This is a genomic window from Bradyrhizobium sp. UFLA06-24, from assembly GCF_054967145.1.
Map to the genome: position 1 here is coordinate 1 of NZ_JADFUE010000114.1, position 11,998 is coordinate 11,998.

The 11,998-nt window shown below is 59.5% G+C and carries 15 protein-coding genes; 2 read left to right on the top strand and 13 right to left on the bottom strand.

Annotated features, from left to right (window positions below):
- Positions 1–73: 73 nt before the first annotated feature.
- From IF809_RS36800 to IF809_RS36850, 11 genes are read right to left on the bottom strand one after another with little or no spacing between them, the layout of a single operon-like run.
- Positions 74–1,111, bottom strand: a complete 1,038-nt coding sequence (locus IF809_RS36800; RefSeq protein ID WP_014497939.1) for an EscU/YscU/HrcU family type III secretion system export apparatus switch protein — start codon at positions 1,109–1,111, stop codon at positions 74–76.
- The gene (sctT, locus tag IF809_RS36805) at positions 1,108–1,929 is read right to left on the bottom strand and encodes a type III secretion system export apparatus subunit SctT (RefSeq protein ID WP_011084629.1); all 822 of its coding nucleotides are present in this window, start codon (positions 1,927–1,929) and stop codon (positions 1,108–1,110) included. The genes IF809_RS36800 and sctT overlap by 4 nt, the downstream gene beginning before the upstream one ends.
- Positions 1,930–1,939: 10 nt before the next feature.
- Positions 1,940–2,215, bottom strand: a complete 276-nt coding sequence (locus IF809_RS36810) for an EscS/YscS/HrcS family type III secretion system export apparatus protein (protein ID WP_011084628.1) — start codon at positions 2,213–2,215, stop codon at positions 1,940–1,942.
- Between the two features lie 2 nt (positions 2,216–2,217).
- On the bottom strand, positions 2,218–2,883 hold the full coding sequence (sctR, locus tag IF809_RS36815) for a type III secretion system export apparatus subunit SctR (RefSeq protein WP_011084627.1): 666 nt from the start codon (positions 2,881–2,883) through the stop codon (positions 2,218–2,220).
- Positions 2,876–3,997 carry a type III secretion system cytoplasmic ring protein SctQ gene (gene sctQ, locus IF809_RS36820; protein ID WP_011084626.1) on the bottom strand — a complete coding sequence of 374 codons (1,122 nt, stop codon included), beginning with the start codon at positions 3,995–3,997 and terminating at the stop codon, positions 2,876–2,878. Before sctQ ends, sctR begins: the two co-directional genes overlap by 8 nt.
- Complete coding sequence (locus IF809_RS36825) at positions 3,994–4,530, bottom strand: hypothetical protein (RefSeq protein ID WP_011084625.1); 537 nt, start codon at positions 4,528–4,530, stop codon at positions 3,994–3,996. The genes sctQ and IF809_RS36825 overlap by 4 nt, the downstream gene beginning before the upstream one ends.
- A complete protein-coding gene (sctN, locus tag IF809_RS36830; protein ID WP_011084624.1) occupies positions 4,506–5,861 on the bottom strand; it encodes a type III secretion system ATPase SctN in 1,356 nt (451 codons plus the stop codon). The genes IF809_RS36825 and sctN overlap by 25 nt, the downstream gene beginning before the upstream one ends.
- Positions 5,858–6,478, bottom strand: a complete 621-nt coding sequence (sctL, locus tag IF809_RS36835) for a type III secretion system stator protein SctL (RefSeq protein ID WP_011084623.1) — start codon at positions 6,476–6,478, stop codon at positions 5,858–5,860. The genes sctN and sctL overlap by 4 nt, the downstream gene beginning before the upstream one ends.
- Positions 6,475–7,113 carry a nodulation protein gene (locus IF809_RS36840; protein ID WP_011084622.1) on the bottom strand — a complete coding sequence of 213 codons (639 nt, stop codon included), beginning with the start codon at positions 7,111–7,113 and terminating at the stop codon, positions 6,475–6,477. Before IF809_RS36840 ends, sctL begins: the two co-directional genes overlap by 4 nt.
- 11 nt (positions 7,114–7,124) lie before the next feature.
- The gene (gene sctJ / locus IF809_RS36845) at positions 7,125–7,988 is read right to left on the bottom strand and encodes a type III secretion system inner membrane ring lipoprotein SctJ (protein ID WP_011084621.1); all 864 of its coding nucleotides are present in this window, start codon (positions 7,986–7,988) and stop codon (positions 7,125–7,127) included.
- An 8-nt stretch (positions 7,989–7,996) separates the two neighbouring features.
- A complete protein-coding gene (locus tag IF809_RS36850; protein ID WP_026312858.1) occupies positions 7,997–8,497 on the bottom strand; it encodes a nodulation protein NolB in 501 nt (166 codons plus the stop codon).
- 182 nt (positions 8,498–8,679) lie between these two features.
- On the opposite strand from IF809_RS36850, the gene IF809_RS36855 reads away from it, so the two are divergent.
- On the top strand, positions 8,680–9,372 hold the full coding sequence (locus tag IF809_RS36855) for a secretin N-terminal domain-containing protein (protein ID WP_020608155.1): 693 nt from the start codon (positions 8,680–8,682) through the stop codon (positions 9,370–9,372).
- Positions 9,373–9,927: 555 nt separating this feature from the next.
- On the opposite strand, the gene IF809_RS36860 is transcribed toward IF809_RS36855, so the two are convergent.
- Entirely contained in the window at positions 9,928–10,104 is a 177-nt protein-coding gene (locus IF809_RS36860; protein ID WP_161170743.1) for a hypothetical protein, read from the bottom strand.
- Between the two features lie 416 nt (positions 10,105–10,520).
- Between IF809_RS36860 and IF809_RS36865 the strand changes: the two genes are divergently transcribed.
- A complete protein-coding gene (locus tag IF809_RS36865) occupies positions 10,521–10,724 on the top strand; it encodes a hypothetical protein (RefSeq protein WP_011084616.1) in 204 nt (67 codons plus the stop codon).
- A 570-nt stretch (positions 10,725–11,294) separates the two neighbouring features.
- Here the strand turns inward: IF809_RS36865 and IF809_RS36870 are convergent.
- Positions 11,295–11,998, bottom strand: a 704-nt coding sequence (locus IF809_RS36870) for an IS630-like element ISRj1 family transposase (protein WP_462839937.1), incomplete at its 5' end; no start/stop codon positions are given.

An 11,998-nucleotide genomic window follows, 5' to 3' on the forward strand; every position in this document is an offset into this window, starting at 1 on the left:
GCTCGCCCGTAATTTTTTGGCCGCTGTTCATCTCGCCGCTCTCGTCGCATATTGGCTCAATTGAGTCTGGACCCTAGACTAGCCCCGCCGCATAGAGCGCTTTTGCGACTGACTCGAAATACTGCGAAGGCACCGGGTTGCCGAGCCTTGCCTTGCCGAGCAGCTGACGCGCCAGAACATTGTCCTCCACAATGTTGAGGCGAAGCGCGCGCGCCTCACCAAGCAGCTGTGAAGCAGCTTCACCCTCGCCACGGCAGACCAACACCGGCACACCGGTCTCGCCGCGAACATAGCGCAGACCAATCAACGTTGCCGGTCCCCGCAATATCAACGTGGCCCGGCTGATGCCGAGTGGAGCCTCGTTTGCCGACTCTTGCCGCAGCCGCCGGTGCTCGCGCTTCACCTGCGGATTGCCTTGCTGTTCCTTGTTCTCCCGCTTGGCCTCCGTTTCCGTCATGCGCATGTCCTGCATAAACAACCAACGCTGGATTAGAAGGTCAGCCAATCCGCCGACCAGAAAAGCTCCAGCGGCAATGCCAATCAGCAGTTTAACCTCGGTGAAGACGAAACCAAAACAGCCCATGCCGCAGACTGGCAGGTACACCAGCGCTTTCCAGCTCGCGGTCACGGTTAAAAAGAAGATCGCACCAAGCAAAACCACTTTAGCCAGGGTCTTGCCAAGCTCGATGGCCGAACGTTTCGAGACGATACGCTTCAAGCCTTTGATGGGATCGAGTTTCTCGAGCTTCGGCTTGAGCGGCTCCGAAGCAAACATAAAGCCGCCATTGGCCAGGACATTGGCCAGAAGAGCTGCTGTCACGGCAGCGGCGAGCAACGGAGCGACAGTGGCAATCGAAAGTTCTAGCAAGCCGCTGAGCGCTTGTGGCACCGCGCTTGTGAACGGCTGCTCCTGCAGTTTATCGACCAGCCGGGCCGTCTCCTGCCACTTGTCCTCAATGGCACCCGCTCGCCACCACAGACAGCCGAAACCGGCACAGGCGCTGACGCCGCTCACTAGATCGGAGCTGCGCGCGCTCTGCCCCTTCTTGCGCGCATCGCGCAGCTTCTTGGGCGTCGGAGGAAGCTTTTTCTCCTCACTCGTAGAGCTCATTTCAACAGCTTCCTCAGATGATCGAGCATGTCGTTCGAGGTCAGGATTTCAGAACCGGCATATTCGAGCAGATAGACGGTGTAGCTGACCATAATGACCCCGAATGCAACATTCTTGATCATCGGAGAGAGATCGTTCATCTTGAGCTGAGATGCAAAACGGCCGAGCATCATGACCGAGATATCCACCAGCAACAGCAGGGCCAGAACCGGCCCGGCGACCAACAAGGTCGTCATCATGATACGATCGAGAAGGGCAAGACACTCCATTGCCCCTTGCACTGTCAAGGCAGGCAAAAACTGATAGACAGGCCACACTAGGTAGCTGCCATAAAGGCCGCTCACCATGGTCTGCAGCCCGCCGACCAGAACGAAGATCGTAACCGCCGTAACACCGAGAAAGAGCCCGGTTCCAGTCGCTTGGCTGTGCGTCGCGGGATCCTCCCCCGCAACTTGGCTTGAAATTCCTCGTTGGGTATCGATGATGTCGCCGACTGCCTGTATGCTCCATAGTGGAATACTGAGCAGGATGCCGAGCATCAGACCGACGAACACCTCCTTCACGCCAAGCATGGTAACGCTAACCAAGCGCGTGTTCGGGTCCAAGGCCTGCAGACCGAGCTTGATCTGAGCAAGGCAAGGCAGGCCAATCGCAATCGTCAGGCTTCCCCGAATGAGGCCGCTGATACGCGGCCGGGTGAAGACAGGAAGCACCAGCATGATGCCTAGGGCGCGGGCCGCACTCAGGCCGGTTGCGGCGACGAATTCGATCGAGCCCTGAACGAGAACTTGCGCCTCTGCGGGTGACAGGCCAGCCATCCAAGCTCTGCTAGTATCTTGCGGTGAGTGCCGGAAACTCGCTGAAGATGCGCTCGGCCTGGTCGATCAGCGGGGCGCTGAGAACCGGGGAAAAACCGGCGAGCACGGCGACGACAACCAGAAGCTTGACCGTCAGTGGCAGGGTTTGGTCCTGGAGCTGAGTTGCCGCCTGGATAAGGCCAATGATCAGTCCGGAGATCAGAGCTGCGAGCAACGGCGGCAGAACCCAGATCATGAAGAGCACGAGCGATTGACTGAGGTGCGTAAGGATGCTGGCTTCGTTCATGGTCAACCTCCTGGCGTGGTGTAGCTTAGTACTAGCCCGTGCATGAGACGTGACCAGCCGTCGATAGTGACGAACAGAAAGAGCTTGAAGGGGACAGATATCACTGTGGGGGATACCATCGACATACCCATGGCCATCAAAATCGTGGTGACAATCAGATCGATCGTGATGAAGGGAAGATAGAGAAGAAAACCGATTTCGAAGCCCCGCTTGAGTTCGGAAATCAAGAACGACGGCACAAGAATTGAGAAATCATCTGCCGTTACGCTGCCGCGCATCTCCTCCGACCAGACATGTTCGGTGGATGACAGGAAGAAGCGGCGCTGCTCTTCATTGGTGAATTTCTTCAGATGAACACGCAGCGGCTCCTGTCCCTCCTTGGCGGCCATCACCCAGTCATCGAAACTCTGGTAGCGAAGTTGCGGATCGGTAAGGCGGTTATAGGTCTGCTCGAAGACTGGAGCGCTGATGAAGACGGTCAGGATGAGTGCCGCTCCGTAAAGGACGATGTTCGGCGGTATCGATTGAGTTCCTAGCGCATTGCGCACGAGGAAGAGAACAACCGAGACCTTGATAAAGGCTGTAGTTGTGACGACAGCAAAGGCCAGGAGACCAAGGCCGACCGTTATTGCAAGAAGCGCCAGGATGCTGGGTTGAATTTCAGTCATTAAGCGCCAACCTGCCGCGTAACCTGACGGCGAGCTCCTCGCCGATCCGCACGATGTCGCCTCGGCCGATACGTTGGCCGTTCGCAACGATATCGACCGGCCCGTCAAGATGCCGGCCAAGTTCGAACACGTGGCCTTCGTTGATGGTTCGCAAGGTTCCCAACGGCATCGGCCAGCGGCCACATTCGAATACGAGTGTGATCTCGATGCTGTCGATATCCGCCTCTGACGGGGGCTGCTGTTGCATCTGGTTTTGGGGCATCACATCTTCACTTTTTAGAGGGTGGGATCGCAAGCGGAATGGTCCTCGCAGCACCAGCCTGTCGCCGCCAATCTCTGCAGGGGCCCACAATCGGTCTGCAACGAGAACAATTTGGCCTCGCGCGAGTGGAATTGTGTCCGGGAGCAGCGCATCGCCTTGCTCTGCTTGGCGAAGAACGCCGATCGCGACGCGGAGCGAGCCGATATGGCCTGCAACGATGACCGGGAGTTCGGAAAGCAGCCTGGCCGCCTGTCGCGGTAATCGGCCGAGCAGCTCGCCGAGGACGGTGAAAGCCGGAGGCACCGGACCGTCGAACGGAGAGAATAGAAGCAGCCGAGCCTTGCTGGCGAGCTCACCATAGGCGACGTCAAATTCAAGATAAGGCTGCGTACTCCGCGCTTCCTCGGTGCGAACAAGCTGCAGATTCCGCTGCGTCATTCTTTCCAGCGCAGCAAGCAAGGGTTCAAGCGCAAGTTCCAGGACCAGCGAACGCGCCGGCTCAGAAGGTAAGGTAAGCCCATTCTGCACGGTCCGAACCAGCGCTTCCGCAAGCTTACCCGGCAAGGACAGGATCAAGGTTTCACCTTCTACTTCGAAGACGCAGTCGAGCATCGGTGCCGCAGCCGGCTCCGCCTGCCAGACGGTCCGGCTCACGCGCACAGATAGCGGCTTCTCGCCGAGGAGGCCTTGTAGAGGCGCACGCAACGCTGTGATCTCGTTAAGCCACGAGGCCACTGCGTGCGACAGGATCAGCGACGGCATGAAGGCTGCGCGCTCAGCCGGCCGGTCCGAGGCCGGTGCGGCTTCCGCGCCGCAGGCCCCGAGCTCGCGCGTGAGAGGATCTGCAATCATGCTGGCTCACCTCCCGTCTGCCCTGACGGGCCGCGCCGGTAGCGGAGCAAGACTTCATCATCAGCTTCGATTTCGGCGGCGGCTTCGAAATGAGCACTCGTGGTGCGCCGAACGTCTTGATCAATCTCACGCCATTTCTGGCTCGCCGCTGAACGCCTGGCCCAAACGGCCCTCGCCTCAAGAACCGCAGTCTCAGCTTGCGCCTGAGCAGCACGGGCATTTTCAAGAACCTGCTGCGCCGCTGCAATCTCGTCTGTGAGCCGGCCGATGATGAGATGATAGCGCCGCTGCAGCTCGCAAACAGACATCGCATCGGCTGCTAGCATCTCCCGATAGAGCTCTGCCTCGAGCTTTGCCCGGCGCTCTTCGGCATGTGTAAGATGCTCGAAAGCTCGTTGGACAGCTTGGATCGCAAGGTGGCGCTTGGCTTCCATGTTAGACAATTCACGAATGGCGCTTCGCTCCCGCATGTCCTTTACGAGCCGCAGCTTCGAGGCGTGAACGGGACTTAGGCGGTCAGACGCGATATCCATGCGATCGTCTCCTCAAAGCTGCACGCCTCACCCTGCCCCTGGCGCAGAAAGGCCCGCAGTTGCTCGATCGAGGCGATCGCCCGATCGGTCAGCGGATCAGAGCCTTGTTTGTATTCACCGACCTTGATCAGGAACTCGGCCTCAGCGTACCGTGACAGCAGATCACGGAAAAAGGATGCCGCCTTGCGATGCGGCACGGACACGATCGCATCCATGACGCGGCTGCGGCTCGACAACACGTCGATCGCCGGAAAATGCTCCCGGGAGGCCAACGCGCGGGAGAGAATAATGTGGCCATCGAGGATGCCGCGTGATTCTTCCGCTATCGGATCACCCGTGCCGTCACCTTCGACAAGCACAGTATAGAAGGCCGTAATGGAGCCATGCTCGCCCATGCCGGCGCGCTCCAACAAGCCCGGCAACAGTGCAAAAACGGATGGCGGAAATCCGCGCCGGGTCGGCGGTTCTCCTGCGGCAAGTCCGATTTCACGCATGGCGCGGCTAAAGCGCGTCAAAGAATCCATCATCAGAACGACGCGAAGGCCCTGATCACGAAAATATTCGGCTAGCGCTGTCGCCATGTGGGCGCATTGGGCCCGCTCCATCGCCGAACGGTCGGAAGTCTCCACCACAACGACGGAACGGTGAAGGGCTTCGCCAAGATGACGTTCGATGAATTCACGCACCTCTCGACCGCGCTCGCCGATCAGCGCAACGATAGTGACGTCGGCCGCTGCGCCTCTTACGATTTGCGACATCAGCGTCGACTTGCCGCAACCGGCATCACCATAAATTCCGATCCGCTGACCTTCTCCGCATGTGAGAAGACCATCCAGGACACGGACGCCGAGCGGGAACGGCTGTTCAATCGCGCGCCGTTTCATCGGATTAGGCGCCCTGCCGCGCAGCGGTCTGGCTTCGCCGGCTTTTATAGGGCCCTTGCCGTCGAGCGGCCGGCCAAAACTGTCGATCACGCGGCCGAGCAAATCGGGGCCGGCAGCCACTTCCTGCATTCGCCCGGTCGTCACCACCTCTGCGCGATTGGACAGCCCCACCATGTCCCCGATGGGCGTGAGTAACACCCCATCCGGCAACAGACCGATTACCTCGGCCTCGAGCGACCATCCGCTGCGAGGATCCTGCAATAAGCACAGTTCTCCGACCCTGGCCTCCGGCAAGACGGCGTGCAGCAGCGTGCCCACGGCCCGCGTGATCCGGCCGCGGACAGCGCGTGTATCGATGTGCTTGGCGGAAGATCTTAAGGATGAGAGTGCGGCCTTTACGGTTCCTTCTGCGGCCGCGGCATGATGGGTCGGTCGTTGCACGGTCACGATTCAGCTTCCTCCGTCAAGCCAAAGCCGAGGCGCAGCGCGCGCAGCTGCGCGGCAAGCCCAAGATCGACGTTGCCGAACTCGCTCCATAAAACACATTGGTCCGCGCTCAGCGCCGGATCCGCCTCAATCCTGAGCTTCGGCCGGCCCTCAAGTCCGTCATAATCCTTGAACTCACTGGCTAGCAGGTCGGCTTTCAGTGGGGATACGTGAAGGCAGACCTCCGTGTTTTTATATCTTTGCTCGATGGCATGACGAACGCACTGGACCAGCATCTTGCCCGAATCAAATGCGCCAAGCAGATCGCGAACGATCTCAAAGACCAGTTGCGGCAATTCCCGCTCCAGAACCGCCTTGCGTTGGGCCAGTTCACAAGTCGCCTGCGCAATCAGCCGGGCCATTTCCTCTGCGCCAGCCTTTGCACCCTCGGCGCGGCCCTGCGCACGTTCCCGCTCATAAGCCAGGCGTGCCCACCCTCGAACCCGCTGCAGATGCCGCTCGGCAGCGGCCAGCGCCTGTATGGCATCGTGCCAGATCTCAAGCTGCGCAGCTGGGATCAGCGGTCCAAGAGCCCGAATCTTCGGGGCCGCGGGTGGTGCGAGGGCATCGGCCGTCATGCCCCAGCATCCTCAGTGCGCAAATGAGCCATGACGAGGGAAAGCAGCGGGCCTGCTGCGCTACGGTGCTCGGCAGTTGAGCTCTCGGCGGCCGTCCCAGCGGGCAAGCGTAGAAGCACGCGGATACGAGCAAGCGATGAAGTCTCTTCGAGCCAAGCGCCGAGACAAGCATGCCCGTCATATTCGATCTGTCGGGACAATTGCTCTGGATCGGCGATCGGGGCCGTTGCGACGGCGCAGGATAAATGCCGGACTGCGAAAGCATGCGCCTCGGCACCGATCAACTCCACCAACACAGGCAGATCGTGCCTGGAGAACAGCTTGAGGATGGAGCGTGCATGCCAAATGCCGCCCGCGAGCAGCGCAGCCCGCCGCGGATCATGCCCCAGGAGAGCATCTTCGCTCCAGTCGCCGCAGCTCACCTCCCCCTTGCTGCCCAAAAGCAGTTCGGCGAGCCTTGGCTGTAGCCTGGCACTCTGCTGTAGCCGAGCCAAAGTGGAAGGTGAAAGCAGCGGGTCAAGAAGCCCGGCAAAACGACCGGGATCGGCCGAGGCAGCAAGCTCGCGCAGCCGATCGGCTGCGAGCGTGAACGAGCGATTGGTTTTTGTGGCTGTGGTTGACATTGATGGCGGCATGAGCGTCCAGACTATGACGCATCAGCAATCATCTTGCCCGCCGCTTGGTCAGCAGACAGGCGCGAGCCCCTACCGAACACGCTCAGCTTACGCGATGATTTTCCAAACTGACGCATGCGCGGGCCCAGCAATACGCAAGCGACGATGCCGAATACCGCTCCGGCGCTTCCTACAGCAAGCGCAAGTAACGGCGATGAGCCGGCTCTTGCTGACTGAGCCACAGGGACTCCCGGACCGGCAGACTGCTCGACTGGAGCGCGCTCGACCGGCACGAAGACAACGGCGACCTTGTCATAGGACAGCCCTTCAATGCTGTTTGCGACGAGCATCTTGATCTGCGGCAATAGTGCCGAAAGCCTCGCGCTGGAGCCATGTCGAATGAAGACCGATGCCGAGGATGGGGTCGCACCTTGCCGCAACAAGTCGTTCTTCGGCAGAACGACGTGAACGCGTGCTGAAAGGACGCCATCTATATCGCTGATCGTGCGCGACAATTCTTCGCTTAGAGCATAAACGTATCGTGCCCGCTCCTCGATCGGCGAGGCAACGAGGCCCGATCCCTTGAACACCTCGCCGAGATTCTTGAAGGATTGGCGCGGCAGCCCCTCAACATTGAGCAGGTCAATCGAATAAGCGAGCTGCTTTTCCTCGACCTGGATTGTGCTGGTTCCGTCCTTGGCGACAACACGGACAGCATCAACGCCCTTGCCAAGGAGAAGCGCGAGCATCTCATTAGCCTCGCGCTCCTGAATTTTGGTGTAGAGATCGGTCTTACAGCCGATCAGCGAGAGGAGAAGGGGCATAGCAAGAAACACGCGAAGCCGTCGCCACGATTGACGGCCGCCGGAGCTCCCCCTCTTCATATCGCCAGTCATCAGCTTACTCAGCCGGCCGATAGCAGCTTGTTTAGCGACGAGCTGACGGCGCTGGTGCCCTTGGAGACGAGGGAAACCTGAACAACGTCTTTGTAGACGTCTCGCAGATTCGTCATCATCGATTCGAAATCAGCTCCAACCGGCTTAACAGCCGCATTGGCTCCGGCGTTATCCGCCGGCAAAAGTGGCTGCGCAGCCGGCCCAGGCTGCACCCCATTTACGACAGCCGGCGCAATCGCCGGAGAAACGGCTCGACCCTGGTAGATGCCGGAAAGGGTTTGGAGGATTCGGTCGCCCGGCGGACTTGCCAGCACATTCGTGCGCTGGACCTCCAATATCGGAGGAGTCGCTGCGGGTGGATTCGCGGTCGGGAAAGCAGACCCCTGATTGGGAGCTACTTGCGCCAGGGACTGCTCGAAACGCGCCTGCTCGCCAGCAGCTGCCGGAGAGCAGGCACCGGAAAGACAACCGGCTGAACTGGGAGGGATCGGCGTTGCGCCTAACAACATGGAGTGTGTCATTGTGCTGGTTTGATGACCTAAGCTTTAGCCGATGAACCGATCAAGTTCATAGGCTGCCGAGCTGACGAAAACCTGACGGAGATCAGGTTGACTTGGTCATCTAATGATCACGTTTGGCTTCCAAGCTGCGGCGAAACTCTAACTTCATAATGAGCGGAAGGCGTCAAGGAATGCTCGCGCGGTCCACGGTGGTACATATCTTAAAAAGAATTTTTTGTGCCGGTGTTCTCATCTGTGTCGGAATTTTGCGCACGTCTGCTGCATCCCTTTCGCTGCCGCCCGCCCCTTATAGCTACACCGTTCTCGATCAGGATCTTGCTGCGGCGCTGCAGGAGTTCGGAAACAATCTCAATATCAGGGTCAATGTCAGCGCCGACGTCAGGGGCCGGATTCGTGGACGAATGCCGGACCTGCCGCCACGAGAATTCCTTGACCGTTTGACTGCTTTGTACAATCTCCAGTGGTACTATGACGGACTTGTCCTTTACATCTCCGCCGCCCAAGAGGCGCAAAGCCGGCTCATTGTATTGAACCCAATCAGCTTCGATGCGCTCAAGGCCGCGCTCGACGCGCTCAACATCTCGGATGAGCGCTATATCGTGAAACCTGCCCCGGGAGAGGGCCTCATCCTTGCTTCTGGCCCACCCAGATTTGTTGCGCTGGTGGACCAGACCCTCAAGGGCCTTGTGGCGGAAGCGCAGGCCCGGCGCAGTCCCGCCGCCGAGAGGTCACAACACGAGTCGGTTTTGATGTTGTTTCGCGGCTCCTCGAGCACGGTCTTCCGGGACGGGCGGCCGGAAGCTTCTCCCGAAACGCCGCTTCATGGGGGCGCTGTGCGCGAAGCCGGTCCAGGCCAGAAGTGATGGTCGAAGATGCAAGACCGCTCCGACTGAAGTCGCATCCGATCGTCAGCTTTTCGAAAGCTAAAGCCCCCAGCATGAGCCTGCGAGGTCTTGACGGCTGCCCTGCTTGAGGCAGCCCGATAGATGGATAAGAGACCGGATGCTCGAGGGAAATTGGGTAGCGCTGCCTTCACGCAGTGCGAGGCATTAAAGATCAATGTGGGCCTCCGCACGCGCGCTTCCGAGCTAGCTGAGGCTTCGCATAGCTCAATGCGCGTCATCAGTTGGAAGGAGAAACAGGGTGGATTTCAATGCAGTCGCCCCGGCGAATACGAGCCGGAGCCCGACACAGCACGGACGGCTACAGATGCAACCGAGTTCGAGCGGCAGCTCAGCGGTTCAGAGGCTCCCGCTTCGGCGCAGGGAGTCGCCCATCCAGTGCTGCAGGGCGAGGCTTATTCACCCTATCTCGACGCGGGCCATCCCTACTCTCCATACTTGGAGACAGGACACCTCTATCCGCCTTACCCAGATTTAGCGCATCCCCTTGGGCCAGACTCGGGTTGGCAGGATAATCTATATGCCGCGCCTGCGGCCGTCGCTGCGCCAGAGCCGGACAACGGCCAGCTGCATCTCTCGCCGCAGGCCATAGCTCAGGCGATCGAGGAACATCCCGGCTTCGATCAAGATGTGATATGGCAGACTCTGGATGTCGGCCCATCGGAAGCCGAGCCACGGCACGGTGAGCCTCAAGCGGGGACATCGCATGCAGGACCATCGCGCACCGCCCCTTTTTCAGGATGAGCCGCCGCACGCCGGCCCCTCGCATGCCCGGCCATTGCAGGCGGGACCGCCCCAACCTGGGTCTTCTGAAGCTCCGCCAGAAAGGACCGCGAGGCGATCCATGTCGTCGAGATGAAGGTAAGCGCGTTGCGGATCAGGATAGTCTGGGTATGACCGGCCCCCCTAAATACCTTCAACATACCGGTTGTTAGAACCAGCACAGTTCTTCGCACAAACCTCCAAACACCGGACCACCTGAGATCACTCGGGGCACGAATCGCGGCATCAATCCGGCCTCACTCTTCGTCAGCTTCTTGCAAGCTGCCCCTGCTAGCACGAAAGGAATAGGTCATCTCGCGGCACCGCCGCTATCTGAGTTTTATGACATGGACACAGGCGCAGCCGATATCGCAGCAACGGCGCCAGACGCTGGCACAAACACCGATAACGCCGCGAACGGCGGCGACAACTCGCACGCAGCATTGTTGCAGCGGGCCTTCGAAAAAGCTCTGGTTGCCGTCGCTACCCAGGTCATAAGCGATACCCAGTCAGACATGGATGACGCTATGAGCGAGCTAGATGATGGCTGAAGGCCGGATTATCAGACGCGCACAGGGAGGACCTGACGGACGGCAAGCCGAACCGAAAACGATCGGGTGAAGCAGGCGGACTTGGCAACAGCAGCCGCTAGACCGTCTTAGGTGATCCTCCAGGCAGGCGGTGCGGCCGTTCTGCAGGACCTCGCAACTTTCGGAAGACGCCGCAGCGACTTGCTCATGCCGCCGTGTCACATATTCTTCGATGAGGGTTCATCAGGAGCGCTCTTTAGCCAGGGCACCAGACGTTCTAAGCGAGCCCGAGCGCTCCCCGCCGATGAACTTCGTCATCTATTATCCTCGATTGGTTCTGCAGCCGCCCGCGAGATCGTGCGCTAGAGAGATCCTCCGAGATTTTCCGGAACATAGGCAGACTTGGCGCTCGCTGCGCCCATATCTGCAGAACTCCGGGGACCGCTACCCCTCAGCATCGAGGCATGTTGCTGCTGCCTGATCCTGAGTTATGGCGTATTTGTCGCTACGAATTGGCGCCAAAGCTCAGACTGCCCCTATCACGCTAAGAGCTAAGATCCTCATCGAGGCCGCCGCACCTAGTACCCGGAATCAGAGCTGAGTGATACGGCGGCCTTTGAAACGGCGTTGACGGACCTTTTTCTTGGTCCAGACGAAGGGCTCGGCTCTGTCGTTGTATGCGTTGACGTAGGCATCGATGTGTTCCTGAAGCTGCTTGAGGCTCGTGAAGGAGGTGCCGCTGAGCGACTGCCCCTGCAAGATGGAAAACCATACTTCGACCTGATTGAGCCATGACGCACTTGTCGGCGTGAAATGAAATTGCACGTTGGGGTGGGCCTTGAGCCAGTCCTCGTTCTTTTTATGGGTGTTGAGGTTGTCGAGGATGACGTGAAGCTTGCGGTTCGGAAAAGTCGCGGTGACGCTGTTCATGAAATCGAGAAACTCGACGCGGCGCCGGCGTTTTGAATGGGTCGCGATGATCTTTCCGGTGGCGACTTCGAGCGCCGCAAACAATGTTGTGGTGCCATGCCGCTTGTAATCGTGGCTTTGGCCGGTTAAGGCGCGGCCATTGGGCAACTTCAGATAACCCTGCGCTCGCTCCAAAGCCTGGATCGAGGGCTTCTCGTCCACGCACAGCACAATGGCCTTCGCCGGCGGCGCGACATAGAGGCCGACAACATCGGCGGCTTTGGCCGTAAAGTTCGGGTCGTTGCTCTCGCACCAGGACTTGCGAGCCACCAGGTCAATCTTGTGGCTGCGCAGGAACCGCCAGACATATTGGACATCGACATCGC